The sequence below is a fragment of the Paenibacillus sp. FSL E2-0151 genome (genome assembly GCF_037993015.1).
GTDB classification, from domain to species: domain Bacteria; phylum Bacillota; class Bacilli; order Paenibacillales; family Paenibacillaceae; genus Paenibacillus; species Paenibacillus amylolyticus.
Window position 1 is genome coordinate 4,027,104 of record NZ_CP150308.1, and the last position, 20,346, is coordinate 4,047,449.

Sequence of the window (20,346 nt, forward strand, 5' to 3'; positions counted from 1 at the left end):
TGTTTTTCCCTACCACTAGTGTACTCGGAAATGGACATCAATTTCCATGCGAACACCAGCTTCTATTTTAACACAGATTCGAGCTCAGGTTTACGACGAAATAATATACCTGCCACGCCGAAAAGAAGGTACATGATTCCGAGCAAGGTGAACATGCTTCCGGGTGAAATCCAGTTGATCATCTGACCACCCAGATTCGGTCCAATAATACTTCCAATCGTGAAATGAAAAGACGCCACAACGTTGGCTGCAGGCAGCAACACTTTAGGCAGAATATCTGCGGCATAGGCCAGGCCCAGTGAGAAAAAGGAGCCGACCAGGCCGCCTGCGATTGTTAACAATACAAGCGTCCACCAGAAATGCGTACCTGCCACTGGAACCAGCATGAAGATGATTCCCCCGCTGATGCCCGCAAACATCAATATCTTCTTCCGCCCATATCGGTCACTCAACATTCCGAGAGGTAATTGAAGGAACAAACCTCCAATCCCGATAAAAGGAAGTAACGACGAAATCTGATTGGTATCGAATCCAATACGTAGCCCATAAACGGGGAAGTTACTATTCATACCCGCTTCCATATATCCGTATAAGAGTGCTGGTAAAAGTGCATACCAGGCCCATGCCAGACTACGACGGAAGCGACGTTCAGGCAGTTGGCCATGCTCTGCTTTTTCCGGTTTTGTATCCGGAAGCTTCATTAATACCAGTATAAGCACTGCTGCTATACAGATGAACAAGACCCAGAAAGGGACAGCATCACCGAAGCCAAGCAGCTTAATTCCCAGCGGTCCAATACTGAAGCCCAGCCCGTAGGACATGCCATATAGTGATATGTAGCGTCCACGCTTTTCAGGTGCAGTAACAAGTAGCACCCAGAGCTGAGCCGCATAATGAAGTGCGCTGTCTCCTATTCCAACGATCAGACGCAATATGAACCATATTTTAATATCTGGTAAATACGGAAATAGTATTAAAGGGACCATGACTAATATCAGGCCACCTACAATCAACTTTTTGAAACCGAATGCACCCAGTAGTCTCTCCGCAACGAGAGTCATGGCAAAAGAGCCAATGTACAACGCGGCGGCGTTTAATCCGTTTAAACCTGGTGAAACCCCTTTTTGCTCCAAAAAAATCGAAAGCACAGGTAGCAAAAGCCCCTGACTTATTCCCGCCACCACAATAACCGTAATCAAAATGAGATAGTTGGCTGTCGAGTGTGATAGTTTGGGACGAGTAATCGATGACACGAATTCATTCCTCCTGCGAGCACACAAAGAAAAATCGCCATCGCTGACGACTTTTGTATGTTATACATATGGTTTTAAACTGCTATTCAAAGATCAGGGCTTTGCCCCGGACTTGAACATTATAGTGGACAACGCCCTGCAAAACAAGCCATAATAGAGGTTGTTCAAAAAGTTCACTTTTGATTACGAATCATGCCTAGTGGCATCATCAGCTTCGAAGATGAATTTCAGCCGAAATGTCCGTTGCTCACGTAGTTTTCCTACGCTCCGCTACTCCATTTCCATCTTCTTGGTACTGAAAACCAGACTTTTTGAACACGCACTAATCGTACTTAAGTCGCTGCGTACATTTAGATGTGACGGGAGGATTCTGCAACAATATGGCTTATCATGTGACAATTGATGTTTCACCGATATATGAAATGCTCAACAGCTTTCTGGTTTATGTCACGAAAAAATGGATTCAGCATCTGGATATTGGTCCTGAATGGATTCTGGAAGTGGAAGGCAAACTAAGTTCCAATGTACGAGCTGCGCTCGCACCTGCTGCCACTTGGCCTTTTGATGATTTTGATGTTTTGTTTGCATGGGCAGCCTATCAAAATGATACATCGGAGAATCGTGATTTCCTGGACATGCTTGCCGGAATGACAGCGGAAGACCTGTTTGCACGTGTTTCTCCTCTTCTGCCGGCTCTTACAATAGAAGAATCTACGCGCATTCGGAACAGTTATGTCCCATTATTGCGACTATGGGATGAACACTACTGTCAGAATATGAGCGAAGATCAGCGTGTGTGGCTGGAAGAAGATGCCGAAGAAAAACGCATTTTGCTTGATAAAATGGGCTCTGAACTGCTTATTGAATATGCTACAGCGGGCGTTCTTGTTGAACCGATGCCTGGACTGAACGAAGTCATCCTCTTCCCAACGGTTCACAATCGTCCTATTAATATGTACTGCTTCTATGAGGGTATGATGATCATGCAGTATCCCGTAGATGCACCTGAAGAGAACGAAGACCAGCCACCAACATGTCTTTTACGTTTCACCCATGCGCTGGCTGATCCCGAAAGACTTCGCCTGCTTCGTTACGTATCGGATGAACCCAAATCCCTCGCTGAGATGTGTGAAGAATTGGGTAAAGACGAAGACACGGTCAAAGACCAGGTTATGGCGCTACGCATCGCAGGTCTGCTACGGACCCATCTGCTCGGAAGTAACCGTAAAGAGAAATACAGTATTCGGCCGGATGGCGTATCTGAATTAAATATGTTCCTGGAATCCTATATTCGCATTTAATTTAGTTGAACCATTGTGGATTTACTGGCTACAAGGAGTGAGTTAGATCATGAAAATAATGAAACAACATATTTTGTTTGACCTTGATGATACACTCGTATATTGCAACAAATACTTCAACCTGATTTTGGGAGAGTTCTTTGAGAATATGCAAGAGTGGTTTGATGGACATTCTCTGACAACACAAGAGATTCGGGAAAAACAGCTGGAGATCGATGTAACCGGAGTGAACAAGCTTGGTTTTGCGAGTCATCATTTCCCGCAATCCCTGATTGATACCTATCGTTATTTCTCCGGCAAGTTCGCCAGATTAACCTCTCCCAGAGAAGAATCTTATCTGAGCAAGTTGGGTATGAGTGTGTACGATCAGGAGGTTGAACCCTACCCTCATATGGTTGAAACGCTTGAGAACCTCAAGGGTGCTGGACACTCCCTCTACTTATATACCGGCGGCGAAACCGTGATTCAGCAGCGCAAGATTGATCAGATGAAACTCTCAGCTTATTTTGATGATCGGATCTATATCCGACAACACAAAAACGTCGAGGCACTGGAAGGCATTCTGTCTAATGGTCCGTTTGATCGTCGTGCAACATGGATGATTGGCAACTCACTACGCACAGATATTATGCCTGCGGTAAAAGCCGGAATTCACAGCATTTATATCAAACAACCGAATGAATGGCAATACAACATCGTAGAACTTCAGCCTAATCCGGAAACGTCGATGTATACCATCACTGCACTGGAAGAGGTACCAAAAGTCATACACGAAAATATACAACAGCAGCAACAGAAAAGGACCCTTGGATAAGGGTCCTTTTGCTGTATGTTAACTGTTAACTAAGATCAAGCATCCTGCTTCTCGCCAGATAATTTGCCTGTTACCACATCTTGCAAAATAATACGTGCTTTCACCGTACTCCCGTCTTTTCGTTTGAACGACAATACTTGTGTACTGCCCTTCTCAATCAGCGATTTTAACATCGTACTGGTGATTTTTTTGCCTGCATACTCTTTCCAGACCACAAATGAACAGCCTTCCTTGAAACGTGAGCATCCATAACCCTTCTTGCCCTCTATAATCTGACCCGAGCAGCCAGGAGAAGGGCAAGGTGCCAGTAACTCTCTCACTCCAGATGAGCTCGCACTTGAGGACGGCGCCTTGGTGGTCGTGCTTTTCCCACTGCCAACTCTCGATGAAGATGCCGAAGTCTGACGGGACGTTTTTACAGTTGAACCGCCACTAGCCGTCTTGGCTGATGTCCTTGTATTGCCTGCCTGGGTTCTGGCTCCCTTGCCTTTCCCCCTGCCTGCCCGTGAATCTTCTCCAAAAGCATCTGCTGGTGCTGGGGCTTGTACACGCACTTTCTCAATGATGGACAAGGTGAATTTCTTAACGTTCTCCATGAACTTGTCCTGACCCGCCTCACCTTTGGAAATCTGATATAACCTTCTTTCCCATTGCCCGGTCATCTCAGGTGAAGTTAACAGATCTACACCCGCGCGACGAATCAACTCAATAGCCGTTCTGCCTTTGAGCGTTAACTGCATTTTCTTCCCTTGCAGAGTAATGTAACCTACGTTTTTGAGGCGTTCAATTGTAGCCGCACGTGTAGCCGGAGTACCCAGGCCACTATCTTTCATCGCGTCTCGCAGCTCTTCATTCTCGATCTGCTTGCCTGCACTCTCCATCGCTTTCAGCAATGTTCCCTCGGTATAACTCTTGGGAGGCTGGGTCGCCTTCTCCTTGAACTCACTCTTCGTGCATTGAACAGGCAATTCAGGTTGCACACTAAAAGCCTTGTCCGTCCACTCTTCAGCTTCCTCTTCCTCATTGCCGTTTTTCTTGGTCTTCTTCTTGCCTGCACCGCCCTGTTCCTGATCTCCAGAACCGAGAACCACTTTCCATCCGAGGGACAACAGCTCTTTGACAGATGTCTTAAACTGATGTTTCTCCACTTCGGTGAGCACGGTATGTTGCTTATACTCTGCCGGAGGATAAAAGTGAGACAAGAAACGTCTGACAATCAAATCATAGATGTTCTGCTCATCCTTGGATAAGGTACCTGGTCGCTTCAAAGTAGGTAGGATCGCATGGTGATCCTCAACCCTGCTCGGATTACATACCCCTTTATTATTCTTATGAACAAGCTCCGGCTTGGCCCCCTGCGCAAGCTCACTATAGGTACCATTTTTAAGCAGGTTTAGTGTTTTTTGCATACCTTCAATATTCTGTTCTGTAACATAGTTGGAGTTTGTCCGCGGATACGAAATTACCTTGTGTTTTTCATACAAGGCCTGTGCGATATCCAGTGTTTTTTTGGCTCCATACCCAAACTTGGCATTGGCTTCACGCTGTAAAAGGGTCAGGTCATACAAACGATACGGATACTCCTTCGTCTGCTTTGCTTCGTATTTGGTAATCTGCCCTGTCTTGCCCTTCACACTGGCTGCAATGGCCTCTGCTGCCTCCGCATCGGTCAACTTATCTCCCTGACGCAGTCCCCGGTACTCAACACCTTCCTGCCGAAACCAGGCGGCTACTTCATAAAAGGTCTGTGACTGGAACGCTTCAATCTCGATTTCACGATCGTAGATTAGCGCGAGTACCGGCGTCTGCACACGGCCTACAGACAACAATGCATTATGGCGGGTTGTAAACGCCCGTGAGGCATTCATCCCGATCAGCCAATCGGCTTCACTTCTGGCGCGAGCAGCATGGGTCAGATTTTCAAATTCAGAGGCATCCTTCAGACCATCAAAACCACGTCTAATGCTCTCTGCCGTCAAATCCGATATCCATAAACGCTTTACAGGCTGACGCAGCTTCAATTGCTGTTGTATGAGGGCGAAAATGTACTGACCTTCTCTCCCTGCATCGCAAGCATTAACGATCGCTGAAGCCCGTTTTGCCAGTTCTCCAATCATTTTAAGCTGCTCTTTAGTCCTCGGATTGGGTACAATCTTGAACTGATCGGGTATGATCGGGAGGTCCGCTATATTCCAGCGTTTGTACTTTGTATCATAGGCATCCGGTTCAGCCAGTCCAAGCAAATGCCCTATCGCCCAAGTGATGATGTAATGTTCACCCTCCAGATACGTGCGATTGTTCTTGGCCTTTGGTTCTATGACGGCGGCAATGGTTCGACCCATGTCGGGTTTTTCCGCTATAACCAGTGTCTTCATCCGTCCATCTCTCCTCCTTCACCGTCCGCATGACGGCAAAAAGGGGCATTCCGCCGACGGAAGCCCCTTGCTTCTGAAACTCATTATATCAGATTTTGGATTCGGGAGCACCTTCCCGAAATGAATTATCCTGCTGCCTGTTCCTTTAATACATGCTTTTGTCTGCACTCTTTGCATACTCCTTGGAAATCCAGACGATGATCCGTAACAGCAAAGCCATACTGACGCTCGATTTGTTGTTCCAAACGAAGCAGACCATCTTCCATAATCTCTTCCACTTTACCACATTCTGTACAGATCAAATGATGGTGGTGATGGGAACCGTCTGTACTTCGCAGATCAAAGCGCGCAGCGCCGTCACCAAAGTTAATCTTTTCAACGACCTGAAGGTCACTCAGCAGTTCGAGAGTGCGGTATACGGTAGCCAATCCAATCTCAGGGAACTGCTCCTTAACCAGCAGAAATACTTCCTCTGCGCTAAAATGATCCTTTTCATGTTCAAGCAATACACGTACAGTAACTTCCCGTTGTTGTGTTAACTTATATCCTTTTTCAACCAATTGATTTTTAATGTGAAAGATCTGTTCTGAAATGGACTTGTCCCGGTTACTTGCCATAGCAGGTCGCACCTCCGATTTATATTCATTGAAATTTACTTTTATCGTACGGATTCATGGTTTCAGTTAATCCTTATTTATAATCATTATAATATAATAATAAATCTTTATCACTTAAAAAGCAATGATATTGCTCACACTTACATGAAATATGTAGTCAAATTGGTTAAAATAACAGCAAACAACCCTCGCTGATCGCGAAGGTTGTCATTGATATCTTGTTCTATACTTTACACCAGAACCGAAGCACCCATCAAGTATTTGTCCACTTCACGAGCAGCCTCCCGGCCTTCATTAATTGCCCATACAACCAAACTTTGACCACGACGCATGTCACCTGCTGCAAATACTTTATCCACATTGGTGTTGTATTTGCCGTAACGTGCCTTAACGTTTGTGCGACGATCTGTTGCAAGTCCCAGTTGCTCTACCAACGTTTGTTCCGGTCCATCAAAACCAATGGCAATCATGGCCATCTGAGCCGGGAATACACGCTCTGTACCGGGAATCGGCTGATAAATTTTGCGACCAGTCTCATCCACAATACGCTCGATCTGTACTGTATGCAATTCTTTGAGGTTCCCCTCATCGTCTCCGACAAATTTCGTTGTCATGATGGAGAACTCACGCGGATCTTGACCAAACAACGCTTTGGCTTCCTCTTGCGCATAATCAAGTGTGTATACGTTCGGGAATTGTGGCCAAGGATTATTAATGCGATCACGCTCCATAGGCGCTTGTGTATGCGTACCGAATTGAGTGATCGTACGACAACCATGGCGCAGCGATGTAGCCACACAGTCAGATCCTGTATCACCGCCACCAATGACGATAATATCTTTATCTTTAGCGGACAGATATTGACCATCTTCCAGATTGGAGTCCAGATAACTCTTAATACTGCCATTCAGGAAATCCATTGCGTAATGAACGCCTTTTAAGTCGCTGCCTTCAATATTGAATTCACGCGGCTTCGTTGCACCACCGCACAATACAACAGCGTCATACTCATCCACCAGCTGTTGTGCTGCAATATCTTTACCAATCTCGGTGTTCGTAATGAATTGAATGCCTTCTGCTTCGAGCAGATCAACACGACGTTGAACTACGTTTTTATCCAATTTCATCGTTGGGATACCGTACATCAGCAATCCGCCGACACGGTCCGAACGCTCATATACGGTTACCGAGTGTCCTGCTTTATTCAACTGAGCCGCAGTAGCCAATCCCGCTGGACCTGAGCCTACGACAGCTACACGTTTACCCGTACGTTTTTCAGGAGGTTGGGGAACCACCCATCCTTCTTCGAAACCTTTTTCAATAATAGCTTCTTCAATGGTTTTGATGGTTACAGGCTGACCAATTAAGCCAACTGTACATGATCCTTCGCAAGGAGCTGGACAGACGCGACCTGTAAACTCTGGGAAATTATTCGTTTTGTGAAGGCGCTCAAGTGCTTCTCTCCACAGTCCGCGATATACAAGATTATTCCATTCTGGAATCAGGTTATGCACGGGGCAACCTGACGTGCCACCAATCATATCTATACCTGTATGGCAATACGGGGTACCACAATCCATGCATCGTGCACCTTGTGTTCTGAGCTCTTCTTCAGCCATGTGTTTATGAAACTCTTCCCAATCCTTAATCCGCTCCGCTGGCTCACGATCTGTTGGCAGTTGACGTTTGTATTCCATAAATCCAGTAGGTGTAGACATCTTACGTTTTCCCCCATCCGTTCTTGTCTTAATCCCTTCATGTGCATGGTTCTATATGAAATGGATTACTCATTACTTGAGTTTTTGTCTATTGTATCACAAAATCTTCTCGAAGATATTTCAATTATAGTAGCATTTACTGTGCTGAATATTAAATGGATTATCCGCATAATTATTTGTATTTTATACATCATATCTTTCAAGTCTACCCATGGTCAATACCCTTATTTTGGTGTTAAATGTGATTTTGAACTGCGAAATCTGGTGTGTGTTAAAGAAATAAAAGGTCGAAACGTTAAGTAAATGTCAGATAATTTGTCATCAAATCCAACATATTTTGCTATAAATCGTTCTCAATTCCGAATATCAGACCTGTTTTAGGGCTTCACAACGTTAAAACCCCAAAACTTTTACACTTTTTTACTGTTTAATGCTTGGCCGTATGTATAATATACATAAATACCAATTACTCATGTGATATTAATGTTATATGTATTCGAGTTTAAACAAGTGACTCATTTTTTTATAAAGAAAAGACGCTGTTCACGAATATTTCGCAATCAGCGCCTCTCATCATACAAATACGACCGAAGTCAGGAATTTCTTATGTCATATTTACCGTTTACGTTCGTAAAATTCGAATGTATACGCATGAACATTTTTTTCATCCTGTTCGCCTTCAATCTGTTCAATCAGTTCCCATTCGGACCAATCCACTTCAGGGAAAAACGTATCTCCCTCAAAATTCTCATGAATTTTGGTCACCACAAGACGATCTGCAAGTGGCAGGAACTCACGATACACTTGGGAACCCCCAATTACGCACAGTTCCTCACCTTTGGTTACACTCAGACCCTCCTCAATCGTATGTACGACTTCAGCCTGTTCCACCTTGTAGTTCAGATCTCTTGTCACTACGATATTACGACGCTGAGGAAGCGGCTTACCGCCAAAAGATTCCCACGTATTACGTCCCATGATAATGGTTTTGTTCAGCGTACGTTGTTTGAAAAAGGCCATATCCTTGGGTAAACGCCATGGAATCGAATTATTTAATCCGATCACACCGTTCTCCCCCATTGCCCATACCAATTCAATACTCAAGGGTAATACACTCCTTCAATCCAAGTCTCTTGTCGAGATTGAACACATAATTAGACTGCAATTGGAGCTTTAATGCCCGGATGATGCTGATAGTTCTCAAACTCAAAATCTTCAAACTTATAATCAAAAATAGAATCCGGCTTACGCTTGATTACCAGCTTAGGTAAAGCATAAGGTTCACGCTCCAGCTGCGTTTTAACCTGATCAACATGGTTAGAGTAGATGTGAACATCCCCTCCAGACCAGATGAAATCACCCACCTCAAGATCACATTGCTGAGCGATCATATGAGTCAAGAGCGCATAACTCGCGATGTTAAACGGCAATCCGAGGAACGTATCCACGGAACGCATCGTAAGCATACATGATAATTTACCCTCTGCAACGTAAAACTGAAACGCAAAATGACAAGGTGGAAGCTTCATATTATTGATCTCAGCCACATTCCATGCGCTGACAAGGTGACGACGTGAATCCGGATTATTTTTGATCGAATCAATGACTGCGGCGATCTGATCAATTTTTTCTCCGTTTGGGGCTTCCCATGTACGCCACTGCGAGCCGTATACCGGACCGAGATCCCCATTTTCGTCCGCCCAGTCGTCCCAGATCTTCACACCGTTTTCTTTCAAATAAGATATATTGGTATCGCCACTCAAAAACCATAACAGTTCATGAATAACCGATTTGAGATGAATTCGTTTGGTTGTTACCAGCGGAAATCCTTCGGAGAGATCATAACGGAGTTGTCTGCCAAATACAGATTGTGTTCCTGTTCCTGTACGGTCTCCTTTATGCACGCCGTTGTTCAGAATATCCTGCAATAAATCGAGATAGTTTTTCATGTTGAAATCCCCTCACTAAAGAATATTTACACTTACCACTCCATGACAGAACAACCTTCCGATCGCTGTTATCCCCAGATTTTTTTAATCTCCTTTTCCAAAGGTAAAATCCGGGGATAAAGGCGAAGCGTATGCTTCCGATGTAGCTTTCCTTCAGAAAGCTTTTAGCTCCGCTTCTTCAGGTTTTTTCCGTCCTCTACGTTCTCGTGTAAAAGGTTAGTTTAACTAAATATATAGACCGCGATTGGCTTGGAGCCACATCATGACTGATCATTACTACAGTGTACCACAAATTGAGTTGTTGGATAAAATCAATTCACTGAAACTTATGAGCGTGTAAATTTTCATCATATCACATACACGAGTATTTTATATTTCTCGACTCTTGCTCAGAAAAAAGAGACGAATAACGCGTTAACGTCATTCGTCTCTTCTGATATACGTATAATGCCGGACGGATCCGAAGCTTAGTTGATCTTAACGGGAGATGATGTGGATCGGGTGACCCATAACCAATTCCGCAGCTTCCATCACGATTTCGCCCAAAGTTGGGTGAGCGTGAATTGTGAGAGCCAGATCTTCCAAAGTAGCGCCCATCTCAATTGCCAAACCAAGCTCAGCAATCAAGTTGGAAGCTTCCAGACCTACGATTTGGCAACCCAATACAAGGCCGCTTTCTTCGTCAGCTACGATTTTCACGAAACCTTCAGCGTGGTTCAAAGATACAGCACGGCCGTTACCCGCATAAGGGAACTTGCCTGCTTTTACTTTGTAACCTTTTTCTTTAGCTTCTTTTTCAGTGTAACCTACGCTGGAACATTCTGGATCTGTGAACACAACAGCTGGCATACATTTGTAGTCAACTACAGATGGTTGTCCTGCGATTGCTTCAGCAGCCACTTTACCTTCATAAGAAGCTTTGTGTGCCAGAGCCAGACCAGATACGATGTCACCGATAGCAAAGATGTGAGGAATGCTGGTACGACCTTGGTGGTCAACTTTGACAAATCCACGCTCGTCAACGTCAACACCAATCATGTCGAGACCCAGTTCTCCATCTGTGTTTGGACGACGTCCAACAGTTACCAGCAGGTAATCTGCAGTTACTTCTTTGGACTCACCATTTACAGAGTACTTAACAGTTACATCTTTATCCGTTTGCTCAGCACTTTCAGCTTTTGCACCCGTTACGATTTCGATGCCTGTTTTCTTCATGTTTTTAGCCACGAGGCTAGTCATGTCTTTATCGAAACCTGGCAGTACTGTATCCAAACCTTCGATGATTGTTACTTTTGCACCGAATTTGGAGTACATTTGACCAAGCTCAGCACCGATATATCCGCCACCGATAACGATCATGCTTTTTGGTACTTCAGGCAAGTTCAGAGCTTCTGTCGAAGACAGAATGCGTCCACCAAATGGGAAAGGTTTCAGTTCGATTGGACGGGAACCTGTTGCAATAATTGCATTTTTAAATTTGTAACGTGGAGACTCGTGGTCATTGAATACACGAGCTTCGTTTTCGTTGATGAACATGCACTCACCGTTGAAAACTTCAACTTTGTTGCCTTTGAGCAAACCAGCTACGCCGCCAGTCATTTTCTTAACAACGCCGTTTTTGAACTCTTGAGTTTTGCTGAAGTCCACTTTTACGTTCTCAGCAGAGATACCAAAAGCTTCACCGTGAAGTGCAGACTCATATTGGTGTGCAGCAGAGATCAGGGCTTTGGATGGAATACATCCACGGTTCAAACAAACACCGCCCAGTTCGGATTTGTCTACGATCAATACGCTTTGGCCCAGTTGAGCAGCGCGGATGGCAGCTACATAGCCGCCAGGACCCGCACCAATTACTAATGTGTCGATATTGAGAGAAGCGTCGCCTACTACCATATCTTACACCTCCATAACAAGCAGCTCAGGGTTAGCGAGCAGCTGTTTAATGTAATTCATAAAGTTTTGTGCTGTTGCGCCATCGATGATACGGTGGTCAAAGCTCAGGGAAAGAGCCATTACAGGTGCTGCAACTACTTCGCCGTTTTTGATCACTGCTTTTTCGCTGATGCGTCCTGTTCCGAGAATAGCAACTTCAGGGAAGTTGATGATTGGAGTGAAGAACATACCGCCAGCAGAACCGATGTTACTGATGGAGATTGTGCTTCCTCTCATTTCATTCGCGCTCAATTTGCCTTCACGACCACGAGCAGCCAGATCACGGATAGAATCAGCAATCATCCAGATGGATTTACGATCAGCATCTTTGATAACAGGAACGATCAAGCCGTTGTCTGTATCTGTAGCAATACCGATGTTGTAGTATTTTTTGTAAACAATTTCGTTAGCTTCTTCATCAATCATAGCGTTCAGAGCCGGGAATTGGCGGGAAGCCGCAACCAGTGCTTTAACGATGAATGGCAGATAAGTAACTTTTGTTCCTTTTTTCTCTGCAATTGGTTTCATGCGAGTACGGAAAGCAACCAATTCAGTTACGTCCACTTCGTCCATGATTGTAACGTGAGGTGCTGTGTAAGCCGATTTAACCATTGCATTAGAGATCGCTTTACGGATACCTTTAAATGGTACGCGCTCTTCTTCAACGTGTTGATCAGCTGCAGCTGCTGGTGCTGCGGATTTTTTCTCTTCTTGAGCCGGAGCTTCGGAAGATGCCGCTGCGGAAGAACCGCCACCGTTTTTGAAGGATTCAACATCTTCTTTGGTTACTTTACCGTTGTTGCCAGTGCCGTTAACCTGAGCGATGTCTACACCTTGTTCGCGAGCAAATTTACGCACGCTTGGTGTTGCCAGAACGTCTTTGGCAGGTACTGCCGGAACGCTGTTGTTGCCGCCTTCTTTAGCTGCATCCGAGCTGGAAGCTGCTGCAGAAGAACCGCTTGTGTCAGCTCCGCCTTGAGCTGCATCTTTCTCTTGCTCGCCTTGATCGCCAGCAGGAGCGTCGTCTTGCTCAGGAAGTTCGCCTTCTGCATCGATGATCGCTACAACTTCACCAACGTGGCAGACTTGACCGTCTTTAGCGAATACTTCTGTAACTGTTCCGTTAACCGGACAAGGTACTTCTACAACCGCTTTGTCGTTCTGTACTTCCATGATGATGTCGTCGTCAGTTACTTTGTCACCGACTTTGATGTGCATCTTGATGATTTCGCCTTCGTGCAGGCCTTCGCCCAATTCAGGGAATTTATATTCAAATTTAGCCAACTGAAAAACCTCCTTGATTATGTGCTCAATCCTGAAAACAACCCTTAACTCCAAGAAACAACTGTTACTGCTAATGCAAATAACTGTTACTCAAGGGGCTAATGGCTGTTTACAGTGCAGCTTGCGCTGCGGTGTGAATCACCATACTGCGCCTTGCGGCATGTCAGATGATTAAATTAGAAATTTACGACTTTGTTAACCGCAGCAATGATACGCGCCGGGTTAGGCAGCCATGTATCTTCGATTTGTGCAAATGGATATACAGTGTCCGGACCAGCTACACGCAGAACCGGAGCTTCCAAGTGCAGGATTGCTTTTTCATTGATTTGGGCAATGACTTCAGCTGCAACACCTGCGCTCTTTTGAGCTTCCTGTACAACAATTGCACGGTTTGTTTTCTTAACGGAAGCAACGATAGTATCGATGTCGATCGGGCTAACCGTACGAAGGTCGATAACTTCAACTTTGATTCCTTGTTTTTCGAGTTCATCTGCTGCTTTCACAGAAGTGTGAACCATCATACCGTAAGTAATGATCGTTACATCAGAACCTTCACGAACAACGTTCGCTTTGCCCAATTCAACAACGTAATCTTCTTCAGGCACTTCTGCACGGAAAGCATGGTACAAGTTCAAGTGCTCCATGAAGAATACAGGATCGTTATCGCGAATAGAAGCGATCATCAGACCTTTTGCATCGTAAGGGTTAGAAGGAATTACGACTTTGATACCTGGTGTTTGCGTGAGCAGACCTTCCAGGGAATCTGTATGCAATTCTGCCGCTTTTACGCCGCCACCGAATGGTGTACGGAATACGATTGGAGAATTGTATTTTCCACCGGAGCGGAAACGCATACGAGCAGCTTGCACTACCATTTGGTCAAGGGCTTCGAAGATAAAACCAACGAATTGGATCTCAGCAACCGGACGGAAGCCTTGTACACCCAGACCTACAGCCAGACCACCAATAGCGGACTCAGCCAATGGTGTATCAAATACACGCTCTTCGCCAAACTCTTTTTGCAGACCTTCCGTTACACGGAAAACACCGCCTACATTACCTACGTCTTCACCGAAAAGCAGAACGTTAGGATCACGTTTCAACTCCACGCGAAGCGCATCACGGATTGCTTCTTTCATGTTCATTTGTGCCATTTGCTTCATTTCCTCCTTAAACATTGACAGTTCACATTTGAATTCGTACATGTATACCGGGACATTAAAGTCGCGGATGTTTATGCTTTATCGGAAAAAACTTATTGGAAATCAGCTTTTTGCTCTTCCAAGTGCTTAGGCGTTTGTTCGAACATGCTGTCGATCAAGCCTGAAATCGTCATTTTCTCGGTTTTTTCCGCTTTTTTGATCTCTTCATTTACTTTAGCTTTTGCTTCTTCTTTCACACGTGCTGTATCTTCTTCAGTCCAAAGACCTTTTTTCTCCAGATATTTAGCGAAACGTGCGATAGGATCTTTAGCAGACCATTCTGCCTCTTCTTCTTTTGTACGATACTTGGAAGCATCATCCGAAAGGGAGTGAGGACGGAAACGGTAAGTTACTGCTTCGATCAATGTTGCGCCTTCTCCGTTACGTCCACGCTCAGCAGCTTCCTGAACAGCTTTGATAACAGCGAAGATGTCCATACCGTCAACTTTAACACCTTTGATACCTGCTGCTACCGCTTTGTGAGCGATGGAAAGAGCTGCAGTTTGTTTAGCAAAAGGAGTAGTGATGGCATAACCATTGTTTTGTACAAAGAAGATAACAGGCAGTTTGTATACACCAGCGTAGTTCAGACCTTCATAGAAGTCACCTTCAGAAGAACCGCCATCACCTGTGTACGTGATAACAACTTGTTTTTGTTTCTTCAATTTGTAACCCATAGCGATACCCATTGCATGCAGAATTTGTGCACCAATGATGATTTGTGGCATCAATACATTAACGCCATCTGGAATTTGTCCACCATGTTGGTGTCCACGGGAGTACAAGAATGCTTGATAAAGAGGAAGTCCGTGCCATACGAGTTGCGGAATGTCACGATAGCCAGGACATACAAAGTCTTCTTTTTCAATTGCAAATTCACTACCAACCATTGTCGCTTCTTGACCAGATACTGGAGCATAGAAACCAAGACGACCTTGACGGCCAAGGTTTACTGCACGGTCATCCCAAGTACGGGTAAATACCATGCGGTACATAATTTCTTTTAATTGATCATCGGAAAGTGTAGGCATCATGTCTTTGTTAACAATTTCGCCGTCAGGAGACAGCACGGACAGAGCTTCTACATCCTCTGTATACACTTCATAAGGAACCTTGCTCATTTTTTTCTTCACCTCAACAAAAAATTTGAATATCAAGTTCCGCTGTTATAATATTATTATACACCTGTTTCACTCCATACGTCAAAGAAATCCGTAATTTTTTTATGTTTCCTGCCGGATTGTATGTATAACAGGGGCTTAATATTGGTATAACAGCATAATACATGATTGCGTGTTTGACCTAACCCCGCACAAGGGTAATCTTACCGTATTGCGCGGTCGAATGCAAAAAATTAACCGAGAAAGGTGACGTTTTATGACGGATTCCCGCTATTTGAAACGCACGATTGTGAAGGAAGAGATTGAAAGTCGCTATCTCGGAGAGAAGCGAACGCTCCGTATTTACCTTCCTCCGGGCTATAACGAATTGCTTAGCTACCCTGTCGTTTATTGTCAGGATGGCGAAGAATTTTTTAATTTCGGACGAATTGCTACAACAGCTAACCAAATTATTCTGGACGAAGGAGCCGAACCTTTCATTATTGTAGGGGTTCAGGTCGATGTGTCTGTGAGAACGCAGGAATATGCTCCATTTGGAGATCGGTTCAAGGCATATACCACTTGCTTCGCTGAAGAGATTATTCCCTATATAGAAGAGAAATATCCTGTGCGCCGTTCTCCGCAGGAACGCATTCTTGCCGGAGACTCGCTCGGTGGCAGTGTTTCGCTTCATCTTGCTCTGTTATATCCGGATCTGTTTACACGTGTGATCAGCATGTCTGGTGCCTTCTACTCTGCTTCACAGGAGATCTATGCCGCAGCTGAAGATCTGTCTTGGCTCTCGATCTGGATGATTGTTGGCTTGCAAGAGACTGATTTCGAGGCAGACACGGGTACGTATGATTTTGTTCAATTAAACCGGGATACTCGAGAATTACTGGAAAAGCGTGGTGCCCTCGTCTCCTATCAGGAGAAAGACGGAAAACACCAATGGGGTTTTTGGCAGAAGGAATTGCCCGAAGCATTACTTTATTTTCTCCAGGAAAGATAAAAGGACCACTTTAACAAGCGGCTGAAATGCCGCTATTTTTTTTCATTTTAATGATACCGCTTACAATTGTAACCTGAAAAAGAAGCAGGATATCCTGCTTGCTTTAAGTGCTCTAATCCTGCTTCTTTGTCCAATTACAAATTAAGCATGAATTCCGTTTACTTTTTAGGCTAAGGAATGTTCCGCTTCAATCTTACTCAACAGAACATCGCAGCCTGCGTTAACCAGCTCGTACACCTCTTCAAAATTGCCTGTGTGATATGGGTCAGGTACTTCTCTGAGTTTTTCCTTAGGAAGCATGTCCATGAACTTGATGATGTCCGCCTCAGCTCCGCCTGGAACGTTGCGCACATTATCTGCATTGGAATTATCCATACACACAATGTAATCAAATTGAGTAAAGTCTTCGCTGGCGAACTGTCTTGCTGCCATGTTGGCATAAGAAATCTGGTACGAATCAAGCAATTTTCGCGTCCCTTCATGCGGAGGTTTACCAACATGCCAGTCCCCTGTACCCGCAGAGTCCACACGAATCTGGTGTTCAAGCCCCTTCTCCAGGACTTTGTGACGCAAAACGGCTTCAGCCATTGGTGATCTACATATATTGCCCAGACATACAAACAAAACATTAATCATATTAATCCCCCTTGCTTAACGTACCTTGAAGTACCGACGATGTTGGCTGTGTCACAATGTTCTCCGGCTGAGGACTGACGTTTCCGGTCTCAGATGGTACGAGCGAACGACGTGGCAGTTTCCATTTATAATGTACAGAACACATCCGGAAGAACACAACGGCCGCAAAACAAAATAATAATCCAGCATTCGTTGTTAACCAGCCCATACCTATAACAAAACCGGCTGTCATTGCCCATACAGCATAGATTTCGTCACGCAATACAAGCGGTTTACGTCCAGCAAGCACATCACGAATAACGCCTCCACCAATACCGGTCATTACTGCTGCAACGATAACTGCGCTAATAGGATGTCCCATGTTCGCCGCGTAGAGCGCCCCTTGAATTGCAAATGCTGCGAGTCCGATTGCATCAAACAGCGCCTCTGTTCGCTTCCAGTGACTAATCCACTTGAGAGGTAATATAAACGCAATCGCTACTGATACTAGGGCTAACATAATAAGTGATCCCTGACTCCACAGTGTCGTTACAGGTATACCTATAAGTACATTCCGGATAATCCCGCCTCCGAATGCCGTGACAAGTCCAAGCACTAGAACACCCAGAATGTCATACTCCTCTTCCATTGCCACGAAGGCACCGGACATTGCAAATGCGATAGTGCCTATAATGCTGAATACTTCAAAAATGTGTAAGTCCAACCTGTTCAAACCTCACTTTTCAAGTCATCTCCATGTCGCTCTACCCATTGTATCCGCGAGCACTGAAATTGTGCAACCACATTTTGTGGATTATACTGGTTTGGTGAATATATTTGTACAGGTTCCAACATTATATTTGAACAATGGACTATTTTTCTCTGAATTAGGAAGGATGAAATAAAATGACGGCGAAACGGATTATTATTTTTACAGGCGGAAACTTATCTGTAGAATTACTTCAGGAAATACGAGAAGATGATATGATCATCGCGGCCGATCGCGGTGCATTATTTTTAATTGAACACGGAATTCAGCCACACATTGCAGTAGGAGACTTCGACTCCATTAATGAAGAGGAACGTATCATTGTAAGTAACAATAGCATTCGGTTCATTACATGCGACCCTGTTCACAAAGATCTTACTGATACAGAAATGGCTTTTGAGACAGCGCTAGATTACGAACCTTCTCACATCTTAATGTTAGGTGCTACAGGTACACGTATGGATCACACACTCGCCAATGTACATATTATGGTTCGCGCGATGCAGCATCATATCTCCTGTGCCATTCAGGACAAGCACAATTACATGACACTGACCACATCCAAAGCTGTGGTTGAGGACCGTGACTATAAATATGTTTCTCTGCTCCCCTTGACTCATGAAGTTACTGGAATAACTCTAGATGGTTTTATGTATCCGCTAGATCAAGCCACCATTCGCATGGGACAATCCTTGGGTGTAAGCAACAAGCTCTTAGGCTCCTCCGGTACAGTCACTATTGATAGCGGCTTATTACTGATTATTCAGAGCAAAGATTGAATCTATTCGTATGCTTCATAGTTATTTATTACGTTTTTGTAACCAGTGATTCAATCAAGAAAATAGGTTCACACATAATAAAGACCCTTGATATTCAAGGGTCTTTGTTGTTTCATCATTATTCTTCATTCGTCAATGATTAATTTTTTGACATTTTTAATCATATTTTAATAAACATACCCAAACCATTGTGGTGCAAGGGATTACACTCCCCTATCCAATTTCTAGGCTGTTACAAAGCTGTTATACTCGCTCTAGCAACTTAACGAAAACGAATTTTGGAGGTACTAACTAACATGAAAACAAACATCTTTGTCCAAAAGGCCGTAACCGTCGGGTTGTGCGCTACACTAGGTTTTGGAGCTGTATTAATGACTAACGCACCTGTTGCACAGGCAGCAACTGCTTCTGTATCCACAGGTCAACAGATTGTTAACTATGGTAAACAATTTACTGGAACTCCATATAAATTTGGTGCTTCAACCTCAACAACCAAAGTTTTTGATTGCTCTTCTTTTATGAAATATATTTTCAAAAAGTATGGTGTAGATTTGCCGCGCACTTCCGTGAACCAATCCAAAGAAGGTAAAGCTGTGTCTAAAGCTAATCTCCGTGTCGGAGATCTGGTATTCTTCTCCAGCGGTAGCCGTTCTACCGGTTCCAATGTCACTCACGTAGGCGTTTATGCGGGAAATGGTAAGATTCTGCATACGTACGGATCTCCAGGCGTAACCCTCTCTGATCTGGACTCTGGTACTTGGAAGAGAACGTATGTTAAAGCTCGTCGTGTACTTTAGATTCACATCATAGCTAATGAGTAAGGACCGGGGGTATTATCCGGTCTTTTATTTTTACCCTCTTTTTGCCACACTTTAAACTGGTGATTCATGGAACTAACCTTCGTAATCTAATTTTTATCATGCAACATATAACCGATCCCACGCACAGTATGAATCAGTTTCACACTTCTTCCCTTATCCACCTTAACCCTCAGATGTTTGATATACACATCCACAACGTTGGTATCCATCGCATACTCATATCCCCATACTTCCCGCAAAATATCACTCCGGGTACATGCTTTATTCACATGCAGGGCCAGAAATTCCAGCAATTCGTACTCTTTTGGTGTTAATGTCAGGTATTCACCCGCACGATTTACCCGTCTTGAACGCAAATTCACTTTAAGATCATGTACTACAATTACTTCTTCGCCCTCTGGTGTTGCATTCGCAAAAACACGCAATAAGTTTCGTATTCTGGCAAGCATTACGGTCATGTGGATGGGTTCCTCCATCACGTCATTAGCTCCATAATCCAGCCATTCCACGATGAACTGAGGAGATGCATTTGAAGTAATAACCAGTAGAGGTATAACCTGACCTTTATCTAACCATCGTTTTAATTCTAATTTCTGATCCTTGCCACAATGTTTCGTCCCCTCTTCCCGGTCTACCAGGATGATCAGGTTAATATGCAACAACGAAGGCTCGACGGATTGGTTTAGTTCAGACCACTCCATTCGTTGCACTTCATACCCTTCGCTACATAAAACATCCTGAATAAGGCTGACCTGCTCTCCTGCTCCAATCAGCAAAATGGCTGTTTTCACTCTTTTTCACCCGG

18 protein-coding genes are annotated in these 20,346 nt (G+C 44.3%); 5 read left to right on the top strand and 13 right to left on the bottom strand.

Going from position 1 to position 20,346, the window contains the following annotated elements; genetic code table 11:
* Nucleotides 1-62: 62 nt before the first annotated feature.
* Nucleotides 63-1,253 (bottom strand): MFS transporter, encoded by a 1,191-nt coding sequence (locus MHI55_RS18175; protein WP_076250248.1) that lies wholly within the window; start codon nt 1,251-1,253, stop codon nt 63-65.
* Between the two features lie 380 nt (nt 1,254-1,633).
* Between MHI55_RS18175 and MHI55_RS18180 the strand changes: the two genes are divergently transcribed.
* The gene (locus tag MHI55_RS18180; RefSeq protein WP_076250246.1) at nt 1,634-2,554 is read left to right on the top strand and encodes a helix-turn-helix domain-containing protein; all 921 of its coding nucleotides are present in this window, start codon (nt 1,634-1,636) and stop codon (nt 2,552-2,554) included.
* Nucleotides 2,555-2,603: 49 nt separating this feature from the next.
* Complete coding sequence (locus MHI55_RS18185; RefSeq protein ID WP_036613669.1) at nt 2,604-3,368, top strand: HAD family hydrolase; 765 nt, start codon at nt 2,604-2,606, stop codon at nt 3,366-3,368.
* Nucleotides 3,369-3,403: 35 nt separating this feature from the next.
* Here MHI55_RS18185 and MHI55_RS18190 read toward each other — a convergent pair whose 3' ends face one another.
* From MHI55_RS18190 to pdhA, 9 genes are all read right to left on the bottom strand, one after another.
* Nucleotides 3,404-5,743 (bottom strand): DNA topoisomerase 3, encoded by a 2,340-nt coding sequence (locus MHI55_RS18190; RefSeq protein WP_340386557.1) that lies wholly within the window; start codon nt 5,741-5,743, stop codon nt 3,404-3,406.
* 125 nt (nt 5,744-5,868) lie between these two features.
* Nucleotides 5,869-6,360, bottom strand: coding sequence for a Fur family transcriptional regulator (locus MHI55_RS18195; RefSeq protein WP_036613667.1), 492 nt, complete (start codon nt 6,358-6,360; stop codon nt 5,869-5,871).
* A gap of 230 nt (nt 6,361-6,590) precedes the next feature.
* Nucleotides 6,591-8,078, bottom strand: coding sequence for a glutamate synthase subunit beta (locus MHI55_RS18200; RefSeq protein WP_036673826.1), 1,488 nt, complete (start codon nt 8,076-8,078; stop codon nt 6,591-6,593).
* A 615-nt stretch (nt 8,079-8,693) separates the two neighbouring features.
* The gene (locus MHI55_RS18205; RefSeq protein WP_076250241.1) at nt 8,694-9,182 is read right to left on the bottom strand and encodes a dihydrofolate reductase; all 489 of its coding nucleotides are present in this window, start codon (nt 9,180-9,182) and stop codon (nt 8,694-8,696) included.
* A 50-nt stretch (nt 9,183-9,232) separates the two neighbouring features.
* The gene (gene thyA, locus MHI55_RS18210; RefSeq protein WP_036613661.1) at nt 9,233-10,027 is read right to left on the bottom strand and encodes a thymidylate synthase; all 795 of its coding nucleotides are present in this window, start codon (nt 10,025-10,027) and stop codon (nt 9,233-9,235) included.
* 477 nt (nt 10,028-10,504) lie between these two features.
* Nucleotides 10,505-11,920, bottom strand: a complete 1,416-nt coding sequence (gene lpdA / locus MHI55_RS18215; protein ID WP_036613658.1) for a dihydrolipoyl dehydrogenase — start codon at nt 11,918-11,920, stop codon at nt 10,505-10,507.
* A 3-nt stretch (nt 11,921-11,923) separates the two neighbouring features.
* Nucleotides 11,924-13,243, bottom strand: a complete 1,320-nt coding sequence (locus MHI55_RS18220; protein WP_047843378.1) for a dihydrolipoamide acetyltransferase family protein — start codon at nt 13,241-13,243, stop codon at nt 11,924-11,926.
* A 176-nt stretch (nt 13,244-13,419) separates the two neighbouring features.
* Nucleotides 13,420-14,397 carry an alpha-ketoacid dehydrogenase subunit beta gene (locus tag MHI55_RS18225; RefSeq protein WP_036613653.1) on the bottom strand — a complete coding sequence of 326 codons (978 nt, stop codon included), beginning with the start codon at nt 14,395-14,397 and terminating at the stop codon, nt 13,420-13,422.
* Between the two features lie 101 nt (nt 14,398-14,498).
* Nucleotides 14,499-15,566 carry a pyruvate dehydrogenase (acetyl-transferring) E1 component subunit alpha gene (pdhA, locus tag MHI55_RS18230; protein WP_017688072.1) on the bottom strand — a complete coding sequence of 356 codons (1,068 nt, stop codon included), beginning with the start codon at nt 15,564-15,566 and terminating at the stop codon, nt 14,499-14,501.
* Between the two features lie 256 nt (nt 15,567-15,822).
* Here pdhA and MHI55_RS18235 point away from each other — a divergent pair, with 256 nt between their 5' ends.
* On the top strand, nt 15,823-16,557 hold the full coding sequence (locus MHI55_RS18235; protein WP_036613651.1) for an alpha/beta hydrolase-fold protein: 735 nt from the start codon (nt 15,823-15,825) through the stop codon (nt 16,555-16,557).
* 165 nt (nt 16,558-16,722) lie between these two features.
* Here MHI55_RS18235 and MHI55_RS18240 read toward each other — a convergent pair whose 3' ends face one another.
* Both MHI55_RS18240 and MHI55_RS18245 read right to left on the bottom strand, forming a co-directional pair.
* Entirely contained in the window at nt 16,723-17,193 is a 471-nt protein-coding gene (locus MHI55_RS18240; RefSeq protein WP_036613648.1) for a low molecular weight protein-tyrosine-phosphatase, read from the bottom strand.
* 1 nt (nt 17,194) lies between these two features.
* Complete coding sequence (locus MHI55_RS18245; RefSeq protein WP_036613646.1) at nt 17,195-17,896, bottom strand: trimeric intracellular cation channel family protein; 702 nt, start codon at nt 17,894-17,896, stop codon at nt 17,195-17,197.
* 182 nt (nt 17,897-18,078) lie between these two features.
* On the opposite strand from MHI55_RS18245, the gene MHI55_RS18250 reads away from it, so the two are divergent.
* Together MHI55_RS18250 and MHI55_RS18255 are read left to right on the top strand one after the other, a co-directional pair.
* Complete coding sequence (locus MHI55_RS18250) at nt 18,079-18,720, top strand: thiamine diphosphokinase (protein ID WP_076250239.1); 642 nt, start codon at nt 18,079-18,081, stop codon at nt 18,718-18,720.
* 296 nt (nt 18,721-19,016) lie between these two features.
* Nucleotides 19,017-19,517 carry a C40 family peptidase gene (locus MHI55_RS18255; protein WP_076250238.1) on the top strand — a complete coding sequence of 167 codons (501 nt, stop codon included), beginning with the start codon at nt 19,017-19,019 and terminating at the stop codon, nt 19,515-19,517.
* Nucleotides 19,518-19,627: 110 nt separating this feature from the next.
* On the opposite strand, the gene MHI55_RS18260 is transcribed toward MHI55_RS18255, so the two are convergent.
* Nucleotides 19,628-20,332: a response regulator transcription factor gene (locus MHI55_RS18260; protein ID WP_076250236.1), complete on the bottom strand. Its 705-nt coding sequence runs from the start codon at nt 20,330-20,332 to the stop codon at nt 19,628-19,630.
* Between the last annotated feature and the right edge of the window lie 14 nt (nt 20,333-20,346).

Coding starts and splice junctions, on each gene's coding strand:
- MHI55_RS18180 (WP_076250246.1), top strand. CDS start 1,634: ATGGCTTATCATGTGACAATTGATGTTTCACCGATATATGAAATGCTC.
- MHI55_RS18225 (WP_036613653.1), bottom strand. CDS start 14,397: ATGGCACAAATGAACATGAAAGAAGCAATCCGTGATGCGCTTCGCGTG.
- lpdA (WP_036613658.1), bottom strand. CDS start 11,920: ATGGTAGTAGGCGACGCTTCTCTCAATATCGACACATTAGTAATTGGT.
- pdhA (WP_017688072.1), bottom strand. CDS start 15,566: ATGAGCAAGGTTCCTTATGAAGTGTATACAGAGGATGTAGAAGCTCTG.
- MHI55_RS18235 (WP_036613651.1), top strand. CDS start 15,823: ATGACGGATTCCCGCTATTTGAAACGCACGATTGTGAAGGAAGAGATT.
- thyA (WP_036613661.1), bottom strand. CDS start 10,027: ATGAAAAACTATCTCGATTTATTGCAGGATATTCTGAACAACGGCGTG.
- MHI55_RS18200 (WP_036673826.1), bottom strand. CDS start 8,078: ATGTCTACACCTACTGGATTTATGGAATACAAACGTCAACTGCCAACA.
- MHI55_RS18185 (WP_036613669.1), top strand. CDS start 2,604: ATGAAAATAATGAAACAACATATTTTGTTTGACCTTGATGATACACTC.
- MHI55_RS18195 (WP_036613667.1), bottom strand. CDS start 6,360: ATGGCAAGTAACCGGGACAAGTCCATTTCAGAACAGATCTTTCACATT.
- MHI55_RS18240 (WP_036613648.1), bottom strand. CDS start 17,193: ATGATTAATGTTTTGTTTGTATGTCTGGGCAATATATGTAGATCACCA.
- MHI55_RS18250 (WP_076250239.1), top strand. CDS start 18,079: ATGACGGCGAAACGGATTATTATTTTTACAGGCGGAAACTTATCTGTA.
- MHI55_RS18255 (WP_076250238.1), top strand. CDS start 19,017: ATGAAAACAAACATCTTTGTCCAAAAGGCCGTAACCGTCGGGTTGTGC.
- MHI55_RS18190 (WP_340386557.1), bottom strand. CDS start 5,743: ATGAAGACACTGGTTATAGCGGAAAAACCCGACATGGGTCGAACCATT.